Genomic DNA, 21,680 nt, shown 5'->3' with positions numbered 1-21,680 from the left:
CGAAATGCGCCTATCTACTACGTTTAACCGATCGCCCTCAACCGTGCCAAATTTCGCGAAGTAAAAACCGCAGGTAGACGGCTTGCGTATTTTCGGAAAACCGGGGGATGGTCGACCCATACGGGTTAAACGTAGTAGATAGGTCATTTTCGTGGCACGGCCCAAAACAGTCTTTTGGGACGGGTGGTATCCTTGGTAGCTCTGTGCTGCAAACGCACCTTTACCGCAAGGAGTTTCATGGATCTTATCGCCCAGCTCGCCCGCGAGCTCAACCTTAAGGCCGCCAACGTCGAGGCGGCCGTCAAGCTCATCGACGAGGGCAACACCATCCCCTTTATCTCGCGCTACCGCAAGGAAGCCACGGGCGGCATGGACGACGTCGCCCTGCGCGCACTCGACGAGCGCCTGTCCTACCTGCGCAATCTTGAGCAGCGTAAAGAGGACGTCGTTCTGCTCATCGACGCCCAGGGCAAACTCACGCCCGAACTCGAGCAGCAGATTCGAGAGGCCACGCAGCTCCAGCGTGTCGAGGACCTCTACAAGCCCTACCGCAAAAAGCGCATGACCCGCGCACAGAAGGCCCGCGAGGCAGGCCTGGAGCCGCTTGCCAACATGATCATCATGCAGGCCTCGGCCAAGGGCAGCGCGCTCGACACCGCCGCGGCCTACGTCAACGAGGAAGCCGGCTTCGACACGCCCGAGAAGGCGCTCGCCGGCGCGGCGGACATCGTGGCTGAGACGGTGGCCGAAGACCCCGAGAACGTCGCCGACCTGCGCGCCTTTACGCAAAACACCGCCGACATCGTCGTCGAGGCCACCGACCCCGCCGAAAAGACTCCCTACGAGCCCTACTACAACTATGATGAGCCGCTGCGCCGTATACCCAACCACCGCGTGCTGGCTATCGACCGCGGCGAGCGCGAGGGCAAGCTCCGCGTGCGCGTGAACGTCGACGGCGCTGCCGCCACAGCGCGCCTCAGCAGCCGTTGGCCCCGACGCCAGGGCGTCTTCGCGCCCATCTTCGATGCCGCCATCGCTGACGGTTACAAGCGCCTCATGGCCCCCTCGCTGGAGCGCGAGGCCCGCGCCAAACTCACCGTTCGCGCTCAGACCGAGGCCATCAACGTCTTTGCCAAGAATCTCGAGGGCCTGCTCTCGGCGCGCCCTGTGCGCGGCGCCCGCGTGCTCGCGCTCGATCCGGGCTACCGCACCGGCTGCAAGGTCGCCGTCATGGACGAGACCGGCAAGCTACTCGACCACGGCGTGGTCTACCCCACCAAGCCGCGCCACGACGTCGCCGGCACCAAGCGCGAGCTCGCCCGCCTCGTCAAAAAGGACGGCGTCAACACCATCGTCATCGGCAACGGCACCGCCAGCCGCGAGACCGAGGAAGTCGTCTCGGAGTTCATTGCCGAGCAGGCGCCTGGGCTGCGATACACCATTGTTAACGAGGCCGGCGCGTCGGTGTACTCCGCCTCCGAGCTCGCGAGCCAGGAGTATCCCGACCTGGACGTCACCGTGCGCGGCGCCATGAGCCTGGGCCGCCGCCTGCAGGACCCACTGGCAGAGCTCGTCAAGATTCCGCCCCAGTCCATCGGCGTGGGCCAGTACCAGCACGACCTTGACCAGGCCGAGCTCTCGCGCACCCTGGGCCACGTGGTGGAGGACGTCGTCAACCGCGTGGGCGTCGACGTCAACACCGCGAGCGCGAGCCTGCTGGGATACGTTTCGGGCATCACGCCGAGCGTGGCCAAGAACATCGTGGCTTTCCGCGAGGAAAACGGCGCCTTCACCGATCGCCGCCAGCTCAAGAAGGTCCCCAAGCTGGGACCCAAGGCATATCTCAACGCTGCAGGCTTTTTGCGAATTAGCGGCGGTAAGAACCCGCTCGACGCAACGAGCGTCCACCCCGAAAGCTACGAGGTGGCCACGTCCGTCTTGGAACGCGCCGGCGTTAAAGCAAGCGAGCTCAGCCGCGGCGGCGTGCCCGACATCGAGCGCCGCCTGGGCAGCATCTCGGCGCTGGCAAGCGACCTGGACTGCGGCACCCTGACGCTCATCGACATTGTCAACGAGCTCAAGAAGCCCGGCCGCGACCCGCGCGACGACGCGCCCGAGGTGGCCTTTAGCCGCTCGGCACTTTCCATCGACGACCTGGAGCCCGGCATGGAACTCAAGGGCACGGTGCGCAACGTCGTCGACTTTGGCGCCTTCGTCGACGTGGGTGTGCACCAGGACGGCCTCGTGCACATCTCCAAGCTGGCCAACCGCTTCGTCAAGCACCCGAGCGACGTGGTGCGCGTCGGCGACACGGTAAAGGTGTGGGTGGAAAAGGTCGATCGCGACCGCAAGAAGATCTCGCTCACCATGGTGCAGGGGAAGTAAACCACCTAAAGCAAGGGTCCCCCCTCTCGCGACGTGCAAAATCGCGAGTATTCTGCAATTTCCGCCGCCCCGAACGCCCCTCAGAGGCAATAAAGTCAAAAACGGCCCCCGTTTTAGCATCATCAGAGCCAAAACGGGGGCTGTTCCGTGCTTCGGTTAACTGGTAAAAGCCTTTACCTTGCTGAATACTCTCAATTTTGCACGGCGCAGGCGGGGGTACCTTTGCCCACGGCAGGATATGGAAGCCAAGCGCCAACTTGCTGGCAAGCTCGTGCCGGCAGCCCCGGCCTTTCCTTTGCCTAGCGCGACCCCCGCGAAGCGCGTGAGCGGTAGGGAAAGGAAAAGCCGGGGCGAACAACCCGCGGCGTAGCCAGTGTTCGCGTTACGGCAGGATATGGAAACCGAGCGCCGCGATATCCTTGGCAAAGCCGCGGACGGTGTCGAGCGAGACCTCGTACGGGTCACGGCCGATGTTCTTGCGCTTGGCCAGGATGCCGTTGGGCACCGTGATGATCTGGCAACCGCAGGCCTCGGCCTGGTAAATGTTGATGAGCTCGCGCGTGGACGCCCACAGGACCTCACAGTTGGGCTTGATGGCGGCCTTCTTGACCGACTCCGTCATAAACGGAATGGGGTCGACGCCGGTGTCGGCGATGCGGCCGGCAAAGAGCGAGATGATGGACGGCGTCTCGGTGTCAACGGCCTCGACCATCTCGTCAACCTGCTTAGGCGTAAAGATGGTGGTGACGTTGACCTTGATGCCGTCGGCCGACAGCTTGCGCACCAGCTCGGCGGTGGACTCGCCCTTGGTGGTCACGCATGGAATCTTGACGTAGACGTTCTCGGCCCAGGTAGCGATCTCGCGCGCCTCGACCTCCATGGTCTCGACGTCATCGGCAAAGACCTCAAACGAGACGGACACATCGGTGATGTGGGTCAGGACCTCCTTGGCAAACGCGCGGTAATCCGTCACGCCGCCCTTCTTCATAAGGGACGGGTTGGTCGTGAAACCCTGAACGTTGCCGTTCTCGTACATGTCGAGCATGCCCTCGAGGTTTGCACCGTCAGCGAACACCTTGATTGCCATCTGCCTGATTCCTTTCGCTTGCACATGGGCGTTAAACTGCTAAACACTTTACCTACGTTTATCAAGGCGTGAGCTGCGGTTTTTTATCTTCTCGGCGAACGGTATAAACACCTCAGTGTTTGGATTGATAAATCGATTGAGCATGCAAAAGCGAAGAGTCGCAGTTTGAGCAAACGTCAGAACGCGGGATTCATTAGATGAGGCCGAAATGCTGCATCGCTGTGACGGTGCCGTCGTGTGCGACATCGTCGGTCACGTAGTCGGCGACCGCCTTGACCTCAGGCATGGCGTTGCCCATGGCGACAGCCGTCTCGACCGCAGCGAGCATGCCCAGGTCGTTGCCGGAATCACCAAAGCCAAAGGTGCGCGCGTTGCCGGTGCGACCCAGGTATTCCAGCGCTCGCGCCACGCCCACGCCCTTGTCGATGCCCTTGGGGCTCAGCTCGCGATTCTGGCCACCGGTGTTGCACAGCTCAAACTCGCGATCGATAAAGCCGTCATCGTTGGCTACGCGAGCCAAACTGGGCACATTGAGGCATACCTTGCCCACGCGCAGACTGCCGTCGACGCGCATTTCCTCGGCGCTGTGCACCACAGAAGTGCCGATCAGAGACGACTGCTCAACGCCCGCGGGTTCCAAGGCAAAAGTAGCCACGTTGGTCTCGAAAAAGGCCTCAATCCCTGCCGCGGCCATACGGCGTGCAAGCTCCTCGACAATGTCCTCGTCAAAGCAGTCCTCGTGTACCACGCGGCCCTCGACCTCGAGTGTCGCTCCCGCCATGGCAACGACACCCGCAGGCTCCAAAGCACGCAGACCATCGGCAATCAGCCACAAGGGACGACCCGTGCAGATAAATGCCTGGTGACCCGCATTGCGCAGGCGATGAAACGCCTCGATCACCGCCTGCGAGGGGCGAACCGCCGAAAAGTCCTTGTCGGTCATGTTGTCGGGATCGAACGACGTCAGCGTGCCGTCCACGTCAAAAAAGAGCACGGCAGAATCGGGGCACGCATCAATCATATGGGTTCCTTTCGGGGGCGAGAGTAAACGAAGCATCCATCATATAATGGAGCGACGCAACCAGAGAGGTCACCCATGGAATTTTACGCAAGCTGCCCCGAGGGCTTTGAGTCCGCACTCGCCGATGAGCTTAAACGCCTCGGGCTTTCGCATGTTCGCCGGCTGAAGGGCCGCGCCACGTTTGAGGGCGAGCTCGAAGAAGGCTACCGCGCCTGTCTGTGGTCGCGTCTGGCGAGCCGCGTGTTTGCGGTGCTCGGGCGCTTTGAGGCGCAGGACGCCGACGAGCTGTACGATAGCGTTTACGACATCGCCTGGGAGAACATCGTCCGCCCCGGCGCCACCATTGCCATCACCGCCCGCGGCGTGACCGAGCAGCTGCGCAACACGCGTTTCTCGGCCCTGCGCGCCAAAGACGCGCTGTGCGACCGCCTGGCCGAGACCACGGGCCGTCGCGCCGATGTCGATGCCGCCGACCCCGATGTTCACCTACTGCTTTCGCTGCGCCAGCGCCGCGCGAGCATAAGCCTAGACCTTTCGGGCGACCCGCTGTTCAAACGCCTGCCGCCCGCAGCGACCCGCGCCGGCGAGGGCGCGCACGTGCTGCGCCCCGACTACGCCGCCCTGGTGCTGGCGCAGGTCGGCTGGACCGCGCTATGCGAGCGCGAGCTGACGGCCGACGATTACGAAAATGAAGCCCTTCCCACGCTGATCGATGCCTCGTGCGCCGGCGGCGGCCTGCTGCTGGAAGCCGTGAACATTCTGACCGACCGCGCCCCGGGCGCCGCACGCGAGCGCTGGGGCTTTGAGGGCTGGCAGCTGCACAACGCCGCTCTGTGGGAGCAGCTGCTTGCCGAGGCGCGCGAGCGCGAGGCGGCAGCGCGCGAACGCCAGGCGCGCATCGTGGCCGCAGACATCGACCCCGCCGCTCGCAAGACCGCCGAGCGCATGGTCAAGAGCGCTGGCTACAAGCGTTTTGTCGACTTTTGCGCCGCCAAGCCCGCCACCGTGCTGGACCATGCGGGCGCCGTCGCCGGTGCCGCCGTGGTCGCAGACACCACCGAGACCCCGCTTTCGCTCATGCACGACGCCATGACGCTGGTCGGCGAGCTGCGCCGCGCGCCCGAGCTTTCCGCGGCGCCGGTCGCTGCGCTCACCCGCGATGGCCTTATGGCCCGCGCGCTCCATGCCGAGCCCGCGCGCTCCATCGCCGTCATGCCCAATAACGAGGAGGCGGCTCTTGAGGTTTGGCACTCGCTCGACCACGCCGCCGCGGCATTCGAGGCTGCGACCAGCATAAACGCCGAGGAACAGTCCACGGACGTCGAAGACGAAGCCGCCGCTTCCTCCATGCCCGAACCTGCCGCCACGCTCGACTTGGGCGACGGCAAGCCGCTGCCCGTGCTCATCCCCGGGTCCGAGCAGTTCGCCAACCGCCTGCGCAAGAACGCGCGCCTGCGCCGCAAGTGGGCCAAGCGCGAGGGCGTAAGCTGCTACCGCGTCTACGATGCCGACCTGCCCGACTACTCCGCCGCCATCGACCTGTACGAGGGTTGCCCGCAGACGCCGGGCCGCTGGCTCGTCATCGCCGAATACGCCGCGCCCAAGACCATCGACCCCGCGCTAGCCCAGGCCCGCATGCTCGACATTCTGGCCATCGCGCCGCGCATCCTTGATGTTCCGGCCGAGCATGTGCACGCCAAGGCCCGCATGCGTTCGCGCGGCGGCTCGCAGTACGGCAAGCAGGGCGCCGGCAAGGGCGGCTCGGGCGAGCGCGCCAATATCGCACGCCGTCGTCTGCCACTCATCGAAGAGGGCGGCCTTACCTTTGCCGTCAACTTTGACGACTATCTGGATGTGGGCATCTTCCTGGATCACCGCGTCACCCGCAACCTAGTGCGCGAGCACGCCAAGCAGGCGCGCCGCTTCCTCAACCTGTTTGCCTACACTGGCACTGCCACCTGCTACGCGGCCGATGGCGGCGTCGAGGAGACCGTGACGGTCGACCTTTCCAACACCTACCTGGACTGGGCCGAGCGCAATATGCGCCAGAACGGCTTTGTTGGTCCGCAGCATCATTTTGTGCGCGACGACGTGCTCGCCTGGATTCGCGACCAGCGCCAGACGCGCAACCGCTGGGACCTGATCTTTGTCGACCCGCCCACGTTTTCGAACTCGTCCAAGATGGGCCGCCGCACCTGGGATGTCCAGCGCGACCATGTTGAGCTTTTGGCCGGCGTATCGCGCCTGCTCGCACAGGGCGGCCACGCCATCTTTAGCTGCAACCTGCGCGGCTTCCGCCCCGAGGCGCGCAAGCTCGCGCGCGCGGGCGTGGTGCTGGAGGACATTACGGCACAGACCATCCCCGAGGACTTCGCGCGCAACCAGAAGGTGCACCACTGCTATATCGTGCGCCGCCTGCCCATCGAGGACGCCATGGCCGAGGTCGGCTTTAGCGCCGAGGAAATTGCCGAGCGCGTCGAGGAGCTGCGTAACCCCGAGGCCCGTAAGCCTCGCGCGGCAGTGCCCGCGCACGTGCAGACCGGCAACGGCAAGTCCAACTTTGCTGGCAAGCCCTCCCCCGCCGGCAAGTCCAAAAAGAAGAAGTTCTACGCCAGCAAGCCCAAGGGCAAATAACAAAGTTGCGGTGGAATACGGACTGTTTTGCCTGGAATTAGGCAAATTTAGACCGTATTTCACCGCAACTCATATTGGGATGGCGGATGCCGACCTATCCCTGGATGACCAATCGGTAACCAATACCCACGTGCGTCTGGATATAGCGCGGATGCGCGGGGTCGGACTCGATCTTCTTGCGCAGCGTGCCCATAAAGACGCGCAGGCTCGCCAGGTCGCTCTTAGTTGCCGTGCCCCAAATCTCGTGCAGGATAAACTGGTGCGTCAGTACCTTGTCGGCGTTATGCGCCAGCAGGCACAGGAGCTTATACTCGATCGGCGTCAGATGCAGTTCCTCGCCATCCATCGTGGCGATGCCGGCATCAAAATCGATATGCAGCTCACCGGTATCGAACGAGCCCTCGGAGACAACGCCGCCCGTCTGCGCATACGAAAGGCGCCTGAGCGTCGTGCGAATGCGCGCGAGCAGTTCCTCGACCGAAAACGGCTTGGTCAGGTAGTCGTCGGCACCGGCATCGAGCGCGCGGATTTTGTCCGCGTCCTCGCTGCGCGCCGAGACCACGATAATTGGCATGCCCGACCATGCGCGCACCGACTCCACCACCTTGACGCCGTCCATATCGGGCAGGCCCAGATCGAGCAGCACAATGCTCGGCGTCTGCGACGAGGCGGCGGCGATAGCGGCATGGGCGGTCTCCACAGCCATATGGCGCAAGCCGTGCGCCTCGAGCGCGGCAACAATAAGATTGCGGACGGCGGGGTCGTCCTCAACGACCAAGATGAGCGGTTTTACGGCAGAGTTCGGCACAGCGCTACTCCTTATCAAACGAAACGTCGGCGGCAGGAAGCTCAATCGTAAAGACCGAGCCGTGCGGGTCCGCCGCGGCAACCTCTATGCTACCGCCATGTGCCAACGCAATGGAACGGCAGAGCGAAAGACCCAGGCCAACGCTGCGGTGGCTGTCGGCCAGACCATGGTTGGCGGTATAGAACGACTCAAAGATCCGCTCGCGATCCTCGGGTGCGATGCCCGGACCATCATCGGCCACCGAGCACGCCACGCGTCCATCGTCGACGCTAATCGAAATCACGATATGCGAACCCGCGGGCGTATAGGTGATGGCGTTGTTCACCAGATTGACCACCAGCTGCACCATCAGGCGCGCATCGACGTTGACGAGCGCCGGCTCATCGCACGCCACCACCTTAAGGTCGTGCTCGCGCACGGCCGGATTTACGTGGCGCAGCGCCTCCTCGACGATATCGTCCATGAGCTCGAGCGTGGTCGACAGGCGCATACCGCCACCCTCGAGCTTGGTGATGGCGAGCAGATTCTCGACGGTGGCGTTGAGCCACAGCGCATCCGAGCGAATGGATAGAAGCAGGCCGCGGCGCGTCTGGGCATCGAGCACCGCGGTGCCGGTCGAGCCCTGGTCGAGCAGCACATCGGCATTACCCGAAATACTGGTGAGCGGCGTGCGCAGGTCGTGCGAGATGGAGCGCAGCAGGTTGGCGCGCAGCTGTTCGTTTTTGGCAAGCACCGCCGCCTCCTCGCGGGCCTCCATGGCGCGGGCGCGATCGAGCGCCAGCTCGCCTTCACTCACGATGGCATCGGCAAGTGTCCGCTCCTCATGCGTCAGCACGTCGGGCTCGGCAACGATAGCCAGCACGCCCACCACCGAGGCGGGGTCGCCCGAGCGCGCGAAGCCGTCGCCTGTGCGAACCGTCAGGTAGATGCCATAAAACGCCGAGCCGCCATAGGTGGCATCGAGCGGCGTTCCCACATAGGCGGACGCCGAGAGCCGCGGCGGCATCTGCGGCGCCAGTTCGTGCACCGGTGCGGCATCGCCCACGGCCGTGTATGTCGCACGCGGCAGCAGGTCATCGCCCTCGGCGTCGGCGCTGTACCACACGACCGGGCAGCCCGAAAGACGTGCCAGCTGCGTGGCCATGGCGTGAACGATCTGATGCTGATCGGCGCACCGCTGCAGCATGCGGTTGGTCTCGAGCACCATATGCGTGCGGCGGTCGCTGGCGGCAGCCTGTGCCAAGGCGCGGCGCAGGGCCAACGCAATCGAGCTCGACACAAGCGAGACCACGAACATGATGAAGAACATGCCGGGATAGCCGCGGTCGATAAGCGACAGCGAGTAGCGCGGGTCGACAAACAAGAAGTTGTAGAGCGCCACGGCGGCAGCCGAGCTCAGCAAGCAATACAGGCGACTCCAGGTAAAGAATGCGCACAGCTGAACGGCGAACACATAGACGATCATGATGCTCGGCGCGAGACCCGGATGGTCGAGCAGCGCGCCCACAATCGTCGCCGCGACCAACAGCCCCACCGACACGCAGGCGTCATACAGAGGAGTGCGGCGCGTCAGCGTTGTGCGCCGCCACCAAAAGCTACCGGCAATATCACCGTCCGTACGGACGTCCATCAGCGCCCCGCCCCTCTCTCAAAAACAAAAACCACCACAGGGGACAGGCACCTTTGTGGTGGTTTCCCTTGTGGTGGTTCCAAGTGTATAGCCTTTGCAACCGGCGGTCGCTAGACAAACAGCACGTGCGCGAGCAGGGCACACACGCACACCGCTCCAAATACCAGTGCCACGATCGAGATCACGCGGTCGGCCATATCCATGTTGGCACGGTTCGTCAAAAACCGATCTTCGGCGGCGTCGGCGCGTGCCTCACGTACCAGCTCGGCAACCACCTCGCGGCCATCAAGCATCTTTGCATCCATGTTTGCCTCCCCGGCCTCAATCTTGTCCATCGAAAACCAACTCCGTGCAACCTGTCGGCGCCTACGGCCGCTCGTTGGGAGCCAGACGCTGCATCTTGTTCACGGCTTTGAACTTGGTGAACAGCGGCACGTACTCAAAGCTCACGTTGGAGTTCTCCAGGCCGTACCAACGCGCAGGCGTGCCGGCGGCGCGGCGGATGATGTACTTGAGCGTGATGGCCGTACGCTCGCTCGGCTCCACATCGCTTTCGGGCGCCAGAAGCTTACGGATCAGGACGAACTTGAACGTGCCGATGTTACCCGGATCCTTGTAGACCGAGTAGTCATGCGTCTGCGGCGGCAGCTCGCCGGTGGCAGCCAGGTCCTGAACGACCTGACGCAGGTAGGCATTGACGCGCTGGTTGATCTTGTAGCCCAGGTACAGATGCACGCGGAACACGTAATCGGTGCCGAACGTCTCGACCGAATAGGCAAAGGTGTGCGGTTCGTCCATGGTCTCGACATTCACAAACCACCAGGCGCGGGCGCGCTTGGGATGCTTGTCCAAGATCGAATAGACGATATCGCGGTCGATGTAGTCGGTATGGGTGTCCTTGGTCAGGTACACGACGTTGTCGCTCATGCGCTCGTAACGGTCGTCGTCGCGCAGGCGCTTGAGCTGCGGCAGGTAGCTGCGCAGCGGCAGAAGCGTAAACTGGCGCTGCTCAACAGCCGTACCGTTGTACCAGCACACCATGATGCCCATGATGAGCGCGGCCATGAGGATGGTGAAGTAGCCGCCGTGGAAGAACTTGGTAAGTGAGCTCACGAAGAAGAAGCCTTCGAGCAAAAGGAAGAAGGCCGCGAAGATCCACGGAGCAACCTTGAGCTTGCGCTCCTCGTGCAGGTAGAAGAAGAGCAGCAGCGTGGTGCACATCATAGTCAGCGTAATGGCAAGGCCGTAGGCGGCTTCCATATGCGCCGAGTTCTGGAACAGCAGCACCACGATGACGCAGCCGACAAGCATGACGTTGTTGACCATGGGGATGTAGAGCTGGCCCTTGGTCTCGGCAGGGTAGAAGACCTGCATGTGCGGCATGAGGTCCAGACGGCTGGCCTCGGACACCAGCGAGAATGCGCCGGTGATGAGCGCCTGCGAGGCAATGATGGCCGCGACGGTGGAAAGGCCGACGGCAAACGGGCGCAGGCCCGGGGCGAGCATCTGGTAGAACGGGTTGAGGTCGGCAATGCCCATGAGCTCGGGGTTGGCAGCGTTGTTCATAAGCCAAGCGCCCTGGCCCATATAGGAAAGCAGCAGGCAGCACTTAACGAACGGCCAGGTAGCGTAGATGTTGCCGCGGCCGACGTGGCCCATGTCGGAGTAGAGCGCCTCGGCACCGGTGGTGGCGAGGAAGCAGCTGCCCAGAATCATGATGCCCGCGTGGTTGTTGGGGCTCAGCAAAAAGGCGATGCCGCGCACCGGGTTGAGGCACAGCAGCACGGCGGGGTGCTGGAAGACAAAGAACAGACCCGTGCCGCCCAGGAACAGGAACCACAGCGTCATGATGGGGCCAAAGGCGTGACCGATCTTGGCCGTACCGATGCGCTGTACCAAGAAGAGCACGATGATGATGGCGAGCGTAATGGCGACGACGCGGCCTTGGTCATCGCCCAGCACGGCATGGACCGCCGGGATGGTGCGCAGGCCCTCGATGGCCGTGGTAACGGTAACGGCCGGCGTGAGGATGCCGTCGGCGAGCAGCGCGGCGCCACCTAGCATGGCGGGGATGATAAGCCACTTGCCACAGCGCTTGACCAGACTGTACAGGGCAAAGATACCGCCCTCGCCATGGTTATCGGCGCGCAGCGAGATGAGCACATACTTGATGGTGGTCAGCAACGTGACCGTCCACACGACAAGGGAGAGCGCGCCGAGCACGAACTCCTCCGTGACGCTTCCGATGCCGCCGTTGCCGGCAACGAGCGCCTTGGTTACATACATAGGGCTGGTGCCGATATCGCCGTACACCACGCCCAGCGTGACGAGCATCGCCGAGATGCTCACAGGAATCGCAGCGTGCGAAGCTGCCTCCTTGGCCTTTTGTTCCATAAGCCGGTTTCCTCCCAACTTTAATGTTCGAAGGAATTATAGGTAATCGGCCCATGTTTGAATGGCACTGTTTTCCCAGCTAGATAAACATTTATACGGCCTTTAAGCCACCTCGGCGATATGGAATGTGACAAAGGGACTGTCTCTTTGTCGCATCCGTCATTTTCCGAGCCAATTTTTGAACCACCACTCCATGGAGCGGCTCATCTCGGCCATAAAGGGACTCGTGTGCTTGCGGGTATAGATGTCCACGACGCGCTCCCCCACCACGCGGGCATGCGGACGGAACATCGCGTCCATCTCGGCTACCTGCGCGTCCATAGTCGCAGCATCGGCGCGGCAGTAGCGCTCCTCGTGCACCAGGTTCACCACGGGATGCGCAATGGCCGGACGCTCCTTACGGGGCGTGCCGATGATGAGCATCGACAGCGGCATGGTATACGGAGGCAGATCGAGCAGCTCGGCCACTTCCTCGGCATTCTCGACGATATCACCGATGTAGCAGCTCCCCAGGCCCAGGGCCTCGGCGGCGACCACGGCGTTTTGCGCAGCGATCACGGCGTCCTGGGCCGCGATGGCAAAGTCACCCAAACCCGGTGCACGGCGGGGCGCCTTGCCCGTGCGCTCGACAAACTCGGGCTCAAAGCAGCCCACGTGCTCAAACAGATCGATCCACTTGGCATAGTCGACCACAAATATAAGTGCCCAGGGCGCCTTGGCGATCATGGGCTGGTGGTCGCACAGGTCGGCCAGACGATCCAGCGTAGCCTGCTCGCGAATGCTCACGATGGAATACATCATCATGGCGCCCGCCGACGGCGCGCGACTCGCCGCATGCAAAATTGCCGCCCGCTGCTCGTCGGTCACCGCCACGGGACGGTCGTCGTCATCACGCGCGAAGGCACGCGTGGAGGAACGGTGCTCCAACGTGTCCAGCACCGCATTGCCCGTCGTCTCGACCGGATAGCCGCCCGCGTCCATGCCAGCGTCCACGTCACCCGCACTCGTCATACAAGCCCGTTCGTTCATCGCCTCATCCTCGCCAATTCTTTAAGAAGCCTTTACGTTTCCGTGTAATTCCCGTCCATTATCGCGCAGGTCGCCACTACATTGCGCCACACCGTCACACGTGCGCGTTAATATGGCTGGTTGTTGTGCGCAGACACCAATTGCAGCACATATCTTGGTAACAATCGGGTAAACCCCCGCTTTCGTACGTTTTAGTTTGTGAGGAGTCTCAGCATGTTCGCTGCCGCCATCTCGCTCGTCGGTCTTGCGGCGACCGTCTACCTTGTCTTGCGCGAGGCCAAGGCCATTCGCGCTCAGTCGGGCACCGTTGCCAAGGGCGCCTTCGCCTGGAGCGTCGCCTTTGGCCTGTTCCAGCTCTTTTTGACCGTCTGGGGCGCTATTGGCCTCGTCGCGCAGAACGAGCCGCTCGCCTTCGTGATGCTCATCCTGACCAACGCCATCCTCACCGGCTGCGCTTGGGCCAGCATCGCCCGCGACCGCATCGCCCCGCGCGTCTTTGCGTTCGCCGGGCCCGACGCCCCCGCCCCCACCGGCAAGCTCGCCCGCCTGCGCGGAGCCTTTGTGGGTAAACCGCTCGTCGCCGCCGTCCTGTGCCTGCTGCTCGCCGGCGTCTTTGCGCTGCTGGGCATGGAGGTCTCGTCCAACCACGACTTTACCTGGGTCTACCCCCTGTGCATCCTGCTCGAGTGGGCCATCATCACCACGCTCATGGTCGGCCTGTTCTTCCTGTTCCAGCGCCACGGCGCAGCCCCCGCGGTCTTGGCCTTTGCCCTCTTTGTCCTGGGCATTGCCGAGTTCTTCGTCATCACGTTTAAATCCATGCCCATCCAGCCGGGCGACCTTTCGGCCATCTCCACCGCCGCCGCGGTCGCCGGCACCGGCTACACCTTCTCGATCTCGCTGTTCTGCGTGCTGTCCATGGGCTTTACCGCCATCGCCATGCTGCTGTGCGAGTACGCCGGCCTGGTGGCACCGCACTGTCAGAAGGGCGCCGCCAACGCCAAGCGCATGCTGCTCACCAACCTGCTCGTCGCCGTGCTGTGCCTGGGCGGTGTGACCGCACACGTCACGCTCATCGACTACTACAACACCCTCGGCATCACCGTCTACACCTGGCGCCCGCTCGAGAGCTACTGGCGCGAGGGCTACCTGCCCGCTTTCATTAGCGCAGCGCAGTCCATCAAGCCGCCCAAACCCGCCGACTACTCCGTCGACGATGCCAAGGCCACGCTCAAAAAGTACGCCAAGGCCTATGACAAATCCGACGCGGCTAAGAGCGATGAGCGCGCCGCCGCAAAGGAGCAGTTCGACAGCGAGAAGCCCACGGTCATCGCCATCATGAACGAGACCTTCTCGGATCTGTCGATCTACCAGAACATGCGCGCCGGCTACGAGGGCCCGCAGTACTTTAAGAACCTGTCCAACTGCCTCAGCCGCGGCAAGCTCTACGTGAGCGCCTACGGCGGCGGTACCGCCAATACCGAGTTTGAGTTTATGACCGGCAACTCCATGGCCAACCTGGGCTCGGGCGTGTACCCCTACACCATCTACAACATGGAAACGACCGGGAACCTGGCAGAGCAGTTCAAGTCGCTCGGATATTCCACCACGGCCATGCACCCCAACCACGCCACCAACTGGAACCGCGAGAACGTGTACAAGGACTTTGGCTTTGACCGGTTCCTGTCCATCAACGACTTCCAGGGAGCCGACACTCTGCGCGGTATGGTGACCGACCAGGCGACCTATGACAAGATTCTTGAGCTGCTCGACCAGAACGCCGATCCGCAGTTTATCTTCGACGTGACCATGCAGAACCACTCGGGCTACGACACGGGCCTGCTGCCGGTCGACAAGCAGATGCACCTGAACATCGACACGACCGATCTGGACGCCAAGACCGTCGAGGACGGCACGCTCTCCGATGTCGACGAGTACGTCTCGTGCATCGAGCAGTCCGACCAGGCGCTGCGCTACTTCCTTAACGCCCTGAGCAAGCTCGACCGCAAGGTGGTCGTGGTGTTCTGGGGCGATCACCAGCCGTTCTTCCCGTCCAAGTTCAACGACAAGTGGTTTACCGGTGAGGACGACGCCACGCATCAGGAGCGTCTGTGGCAGACCGACTACATCATCTGGGCCAACTACGACGTTGCCGGCTGCGACCAGACGAGCGAGGTCGACGACCTGTCCACCAACTACCTGTCCACGCAGCTTATGCAGCTGATCGGCGCACCCCTCTCCGACTACCAGAAGGCGCACATGACGCTGCGTGAGTCGCTGCCCGCCATCAACTCGGTGGGCTACGAGGACGCCAGCCTGCGCTGGGCGCTCTCCTCCAACGTCACCGGCGACGACGCCGCCGCAGCAGCCGCCACCAAGGCGCGCGAGGATTACGCCAAGATGCAGTACTACGAGATGTTCCGCGACGGCAAGAACGTCTACACCGAGCATTTCCAGACCGAGGCCAACGAAACCGACCCCAACCTGGCACCGGGTACGACCAAGATCAAGTAGCGGGTCACTCATAACTGGTTCGTCTGCCCGGCGGCGCGGAACGTAAGGTTCCCTGCTCGGACAGTCCTGCTCGCACGGAGAGCACATTAAGTGCTCTCCGGCTCGTGCGGAACTCGCGATGAACCTTACGTTCCGCGTCGCCGGGCAGACGCCTTGTTGTTGGAGCGCGGCTTGTCGTAGGGGTATCCGCTGAACATATATAAGTCGAAGGCCACGTCATGTGGCCTTTTTGCATCCGGAAACCGTGTCCCAGAATTCACGTCCGGAACGGGATGCAGTTTCCGCTTGGGACCCGATTGGGAAAGTGTGTCCCACTATTCAGCTGGATTCCGGGATGTATTTTCCGGTTGAGGCTCGTTGGGAAAGTGCGTCCCACTTTGGGGGCTGATTCTGGGACGTGGTTTCCGGTTGGCTCTCATTGGGAAAGTTCATCCCATTTCTCGGCCTAATTATGGGACGCAGTTTCCCGTTGAGGACCCTTTGGGAAAGTGCGTCCCGGTCCGGGCGCTCAAACTGGGATGGATTTTCCGGATGAGGGCTTGACGGAAAATGTGTCCCGTTCCGGGCGCTAATTGTGGGATGCAGTTTCCGCTTGCGGAGTCTCCACTCAACAGAAAACCCGGGTGGCCTGTTTTTTGGCTACCCGGGTTTTTGGGTTGTCGATATGTTCGACTGGCTACTAGTGGGTCTTGCGGCGCTTGATCAGCATGATGAGGGCTATCACTACGAGCGTTGCTCCCGCTGCTGCTGCGGTGGCGACTAGGGCGAATGTTTGGTCGCCGGTGTTTGCGAGGTTCTTCGCTGTGGTCGTAGTCTTGACCTTGGTGTCGGTCTTAGCTCCGTTGTCGGACTTGGGCTTGTCCGGGTTCGTCGGGGTCTCAGGAGTCTCGGGGTCCTTTGAGCCTTCGGAATCGGTTGGGCCGGCGGTGTTTACCAGCGTATGGTCCAGGAACTTCTTGGCGCCCGCACTTGCCTGTGAGAACAGGCGGCGCGTGCGGATCGGGGTGGCGTTCACCGTTGTGGGCGCCGTCTCCTCGGCCTCGATATTCACGAGCGTCGTGCCGGTGTCGAGGCCCACGTCGTTGTATCCCACGTGGCAGTAATACTGCGCACCGTCATCGTCTGCGGTCAGGTCAATCTCGAGCTTTGAGGCCGTTCCAGCCGCGAGGTTGCCATCGGCACCCACGAGCTTAAACTCTGTCTCGCCGCGGCCCTTGCGGTACCACATATAGGTCGGTGCCAGCCCTGTTTCGCTATCGTCGGCACCGAGTTGCTTCACATGGCCAATCGCCGAGAGCGTCAGGTGGCTTCCCGCCGCGCGCTCAACCGAAGAGTCGTATCCAAGATCCGACCCCTCCGCAGCATCCGCCGCAGGTCCGCTCACGGTCATCGTCATGCCATCGGGCATGGTCTTGACCGTGATGATTGCCGAGCGAATACCTGTTTCGGTCGTGGATCCGTTCTTAACGGCGGCGATGGCGAATCGATACTCCGTATTGGGCTGCAGCCCATCCCACTTGAGCGAGGTCTGCGTGTTGTCGGCAATCTTCCAGCTATTGACGACCGCATCCGCCGCATTGCTCTGCAGCATGCCCACGCCGTAGCTAAAGCCACTCTTGTTTGCGAGTACATCGTCCCAGCTAAACGTAACGCTGGTCGAATCGACGGCGTTTGCCGTAAAGCCCGTCACGGCCGGCGCGTCGGGCATCTCGACGTCCTTAACGTCATAGCCCACGATCCAGAACTGGTCGGTGTCCTTGGTGCCGAGCTTGTCGCCCGAGTCTGCCTCGAACTTGTCGACATCCACCGCGTTGACGCCCAGACGCCACACAAAACCGTACTTGCCCTGCGCGGCCTCGGGCAGGTTGTCGACGGTGCCGCCGTATTCGGTCGATTCACTCGAGGAGTTACCCGTAGTAAAGCCGGCGTTGGCACCAAAGCACAGGCCGCCAAACAACTCGTGCTTTGCGAGCTTCGCGCCCATGACAACGCTGCCGTTCAGCGTCAAGCCGAGCTCGAGCTCCTGCTCCTTGCCCTCCTCGACTTCGATGGTCTGCTCAATGCTCGCCCCCGACTGCGCGGCGGCGCCGTTAAACCCATCGTGCGTGTAGGCGCGCGTTACGCCAGGCTTGCCCAGGCCAAAGGAATCCCCAACGGGAGTCTCGCCGTTGAGCGTCGTTTGATAGGTTCCGGGTTCTCCCGACCGGTTGGTCAAAAAGTAGCTGAGCGGCGTCATATTGTGCTGTTTGGCAATGCGGTCATAGGCCTCGACATTAACGACCGAGGTCTGCGCGCCGAGCGACACGGGCGCCGCCATCACGCCCTTGCCACCAGTTTCCTCATTTTCGATCTCATACTCGTAATAGACCATCGGAATCGTGTAGAGCACGGCCTTGTCACCCTCGCCGGCATGCGACTCATAGCTTACGCTTGCGCTGACCGTGCGCTCGCTCCGGTAGTCATAGCATCCCTCGGCGGCAAAATCGACTGAAGCATTCATCGCGACCAGGGGCGGACCGGTCTGCACCTCGACGGCAACGCCCAACTCGGCGCCAATGGTATAGCCCTGGGATGTCCCCGTGCCCTTTTCCTCTCCGTATGACGTGCCGCCCAACACCAGATAGCCGTATGCCTGCTCCAGATCCTCAACATAGGGCGCATCCTGCAGCACGGCAAGCACGCGCGGGTTGGTATAGACCTTGTAGCGGTCCTTGTACGTGATCTTGACGCTGTCGTTGTCGACATCGGGCAGCGCGAGCGAGATAAATGTGCCGTAGGTAGTGCCGCGACGGTTGCTCTCGCTAATCACCTGCTCCTCGCCGCGGCGCACCTTTCCGTTCTCGTCGAGCGAAAAATGCGAGGCGGTCATCCAATAGTAGTCATCGTTCTTGCGCAGGTCCTCGTCGCGGTGCTTGCCCACCACGGCGATAAAGCTCTCGTTATAGCGGTCCGAACCCGAGACGCTGCCCGCCTTGACCTCGCTGATCCACACCTGTTCTATACCCTTGTGGTCATGCTTGTTGCTGCTGTTGTATTGCTGACCGCTCATGCTCATGGTTCCGACCATGGACCCCAAGCCCTGAGCCCCGCTCTGTGCCGTGTTGCAGGCAAAGTCGCGGAACACATCGCCGCCCACGAGCACCTCGTCAACCGCCAGCTGCTCGGACAGGCCGTCAAGGTTGGCAGTGGCAAGGGCAATAGGCGCCAAGGTGCACGGATAGCGCTTATCCTGAGCGCTATCCTTCCATGCGCTGTTGGGCACATGCATCAGCCCATAGGAGGCGAGGAGCCCGTCTCTGTATTCCTTACAATCGGAAAGCTTGAACTCGCCAGACTCCGAGTCAAAATACGCGTAGCGGTACAGCGCGCCGTACAGCCCCTTGCTGCCGTCAGAAGCGCCGTAATCAAAAGCGCTGCGTTGCCAGTCATAGCCCGCAAGAATAAGGCCCGTGACAGTTTCACCCGTCTTCTTTCCTTCTTCATCGTAGGCGGCAAACGTGCCGAACGTCGCATTCGCAGCGACCATGGTCTTGCCGTTCGCGGAGAGGGAGATTGCGCCCGCGTCGCCCAGAGCATCGACATGGACGAGCGCACCCTTGGATGCATCCCACGAAAACAGCTCGCAATGCGTCGACTTATCAATATTCTTCTTGCCGCAGGGTGCCGAGACCACGATGGCGAGGTCATCGCAAAAATCGCGATCGAGGTCGCCGGCCGCTAGCGAAACGACAGGAGCTGACTGAAGCTGCGTCCAGGAGTCGTTCCCGCCCTTGTTGTGCGTGGTGTAGTCCGCGGCGTTACCGGCATCGATCTTGACGACGCTTTGCTTCCAGTTGCCGCCCTCCAAGTCATACATGTCGACTACAGCCTTGCGCACGCCGTTCTCGTCGACATAGCAGCCCGCGTAGACAAAAAGCTCGTCGACGCCGTCGCCATCGACATCGCCCGCCTCGACATCAAAGACGGCGTCGTGCTCTTGCAGGTAACCGGCATCCAGGTACTTAAAACGGCCTTCGTACATCATATTAGTGTTGACCGTCACCGGCAGGTGTGTGTCGAGAGTGCGCGTACGCCCGTTGCTAAACGAGTAGAGGACCAGCTCAACCTTTCCGGCGTATGACTTGCCGTCAATCGTCGTGGAGGAACTGTCGCCGTAGGCACGGAGCTCGGCAACGCGGCTCTTTTTGCCCGTGCTGGCGTCGCTGCAGAACTCAACACTCGTGGCGTGAATGCCCGAGAAACCGTTGTTGTCGTTGGCGAGTACTGTTGAGGACTCATTGTTGCTTAGGTACGACCAGGTGCCGCCACCGTAGTCGCTATGCTTGTAGAGATCGCTGTTCGTATCGAAGTTGTTGACGTTTTGCCAGAACTTTGCGGCGCCCCACACACTTCCATAGCCATCGGTGAGTTTGCTGCTGCCGCCAATGTCACCGCGCTCGACGTTCTCGAGCTTGTCGCGCAGAGTGTAGCGATTGCCATGGCTACCGTTAGCTGCCATATAGACCTCGCTGCGCGTGGCAAACGTCGTGGGGGTATCAGTGGAATAGGGGCCAACGGTATCGGCCGGAATGTCCTCGCTCGTGCCCAGACCCAGGGCTTGATAATCCTGCTCGGTCATATCGGTGATTGCGGGCGCGTCTGCCGCCTGGGCAACCTGGGGCGTGGCCGTGAAGCAGGCGACGCTCGTGGCGATCAACGCAGCAAGCGCCGCCGTCCCAACAAGCGGGATTTTCGACAGCCTACGGATACGGAGGTGTGGAACGTACATGAGGGACCTCGCTTTATTCGAGTGGAGTGGACTCATTTTTGCAAATGATACGTCCGATGCCCGATATCACGTGTCTCATTTTCGCCAACGGCGTGTCTCATTTTTGAGAATCCGAGATGCCGCGGAAATCTTATCCCAGCTCAAAGGCCATTTCTGGGATGTATTTTCCGTCGAGTGCCTCATCGGGAAACTGCATCCCATTTCAAGCGTCGATTCTTGGACGCACTTTCCCCTTAGACCCTCAACCGGAAACCGCATCCCACTTTGAGCGCAAATTCCGGGATGCATTTTCCGCTTGAGCCTCATTGGGAAACGGCGTCCCACTTTGAGGGCTGATTGTGGGATGCATTTTCCGGTTTTGCTCTCATTGGGAAAATGCATCCCGTTTCTTGACCGAATAATGGGACGCAATTTCCCGTTGGAGCGCCTTTGGGAAAGTGTGTCCCACTTCGACCGCCCAGAGTGGGATGCACTTTCCGCAAAGCACCTCAACGGGAAACTACGTCCCATTCCAAAGGCAATTTCCGGGACGCATTTTTCGAAAGCCTGACCATCCGGAAAGCCCGTCCCACTTTGGACGCATCCGGGCACGGAACCATCGACCTATCAGGCCTCCCATCAATAAAGAGGCGTCCTCCCGGACGGCGGGGCACGAAGTTCATCGCGAGTTCCGCACGCAAAGAAGGCCACTTAATGTGGCCTTCGTCTTGCGCAGGACTGTAGAGCAGGGAACTTCGTGCCCCGACGCCCGGGAGGACGTTTCATTTAGAAAGATGGACCGACCGCCGTCAGCGATGGGAGCTACTCCCCCAGCACGGCCTTTTTGGCGGCTGCAGCCATGTTGTCCAGATCTTCCTTGGTGGGGTGATCCTTTGCGGCAACCCAGTTGTCGAGCAGCATCTTATAGCGCGCGTTGTCGGGATCTTGCTCGAGCATGGCCTCGTAGCGCTGCTTGACCGCGGGGCCCATCTTGCCCTGGCACATCGCCCAGCCCGCAAGCTCGGCATCCCCAGCCAAATTGGAAGTTACGCGGTCGATAATCTGCTGGTAATAGCTCTGATCGGCCCCAAAGCCGCAGGTGCCAAACAGGAAGACGCGCTTGCCGTGCAAAGCGGAGAGCAACGCCGCGACCGAAGGCGTGCACGCGCCCTTGTCGCACCAAAAACCGACGAGCACCGTGTCGGCCGCGCAGGCGCCCTGCGCCTCGAGCGCAACCTGATCTGCATCCGCATCGTCGCTCAACGCCGCGGCATGGACAAACTCAACACCCGCAGCCTGCAGAGCGCGCTTGATCGCGCCCGAAACCATCCTGGTATTACCGCTCTTGCTGTTAACCACCAAAGAGCACGTCATAGTCACGTTGCCTCGTTTCCCCCAAAACTAAAGCCACTAATGCAATTTATTAGATGA

General features: G+C 61.8%; 12 protein-coding genes. 3 read left to right on the top strand and 9 right to left on the bottom strand.

Going from position 1 to position 21,680, the window contains the following annotated elements; translation table 11 throughout:
- Positions 1–237: 237 nt before the first annotated feature.
- Positions 238–2,385, top strand: coding sequence for a Tex family protein (locus tag I2F59_RS02455; protein WP_138375133.1), 2,148 nt, complete (start codon positions 238–240; stop codon positions 2,383–2,385).
- A gap of 382 nt (positions 2,386–2,767) precedes the next feature.
- On the opposite strand, the gene I2F59_RS02450 is transcribed toward I2F59_RS02455, so the two are convergent.
- On the bottom strand, positions 2,768–3,472 hold the full coding sequence (locus I2F59_RS02450) for a transaldolase (RefSeq protein ID WP_171021548.1): 705 nt from the start codon (positions 3,470–3,472) through the stop codon (positions 2,768–2,770).
- 193 nt (positions 3,473–3,665) lie between these two features.
- Entirely contained in the window at positions 3,666–4,493 is an 828-nt protein-coding gene (locus I2F59_RS02445) for an HAD-IIB family hydrolase (RefSeq protein ID WP_161115389.1), read from the bottom strand.
- 75 nt (positions 4,494–4,568) lie between these two features.
- On the opposite strand from I2F59_RS02445, the gene rlmKL reads away from it, so the two are divergent.
- The gene (gene rlmKL, locus I2F59_RS02440) at positions 4,569–7,127 is read left to right on the top strand and encodes a bifunctional 23S rRNA (guanine(2069)-N(7))-methyltransferase RlmK/23S rRNA (guanine(2445)-N(2))-methyltransferase RlmL (RefSeq protein ID WP_138375135.1); all 2,559 of its coding nucleotides are present in this window, start codon (positions 4,569–4,571) and stop codon (positions 7,125–7,127) included.
- A 94-nt stretch (positions 7,128–7,221) separates the two neighbouring features.
- Here the strand turns inward: rlmKL and I2F59_RS02435 are convergent, their stop codons facing one another.
- The 5 genes from I2F59_RS02435 to I2F59_RS02415 form a co-directional block, all read right to left on the bottom strand.
- The gene (locus tag I2F59_RS02435) at positions 7,222–7,935 is read right to left on the bottom strand and encodes a response regulator (protein ID WP_138113523.1); all 714 of its coding nucleotides are present in this window, start codon (positions 7,933–7,935) and stop codon (positions 7,222–7,224) included.
- A gap of 4 nt (positions 7,936–7,939) precedes the next feature.
- Complete coding sequence (locus tag I2F59_RS02430; RefSeq protein ID WP_195503130.1) at positions 7,940–9,565, bottom strand: ATP-binding protein; 1,626 nt, start codon at positions 9,563–9,565, stop codon at positions 7,940–7,942.
- A gap of 110 nt (positions 9,566–9,675) precedes the next feature.
- A complete protein-coding gene (locus I2F59_RS02425) occupies positions 9,676–9,900 on the bottom strand; it encodes a hypothetical protein (RefSeq protein ID WP_229065291.1) in 225 nt (74 codons plus the stop codon).
- A 31-nt stretch (positions 9,901–9,931) separates the two neighbouring features.
- A complete protein-coding gene (locus I2F59_RS02420; RefSeq protein ID WP_035138754.1) occupies positions 9,932–11,959 on the bottom strand; it encodes a KUP/HAK/KT family potassium transporter in 2,028 nt (675 codons plus the stop codon).
- Between the two features lie 159 nt (positions 11,960–12,118).
- Entirely contained in the window at positions 12,119–12,970 is an 852-nt protein-coding gene (locus I2F59_RS02415; protein WP_229065290.1) for a nitroreductase family protein, read from the bottom strand.
- Positions 12,971–13,201: 231 nt separating this feature from the next.
- Between I2F59_RS02415 and I2F59_RS02410 the strand changes: the two genes are divergently transcribed.
- The gene (locus tag I2F59_RS02410; RefSeq protein WP_195503129.1) at positions 13,202–15,502 is read left to right on the top strand and encodes an LTA synthase family protein; all 2,301 of its coding nucleotides are present in this window, start codon (positions 13,202–13,204) and stop codon (positions 15,500–15,502) included.
- Positions 15,503–16,181: 679 nt separating this feature from the next.
- Here the strand turns inward: I2F59_RS02410 and I2F59_RS02405 are convergent.
- Positions 16,182–20,270, bottom strand: coding sequence for a fibronectin type III domain-containing protein (locus I2F59_RS02405; RefSeq protein ID WP_195503128.1), 4,089 nt, complete (start codon positions 20,268–20,270; stop codon positions 16,182–16,184).
- Between the two features lie 801 nt (positions 20,271–21,071).
- A complete protein-coding gene (bilS, locus tag I2F59_RS02400) occupies positions 21,072–21,623 on the bottom strand; it encodes a flavodoxin family protein BilS (RefSeq protein WP_195503127.1) in 552 nt (183 codons plus the stop codon).
- Positions 21,624–21,680 lie beyond the last annotated feature (57 nt).

Source organism: Collinsella aerofaciens, assembly GCF_015556945.1.
Lineage (GTDB): Bacteria > Actinomycetota > Coriobacteriia > Coriobacteriales > Coriobacteriaceae > Collinsella > Collinsella aerofaciens_AO.
This window is presented reverse-complemented; position numbering and strand designations above follow the sequence as displayed.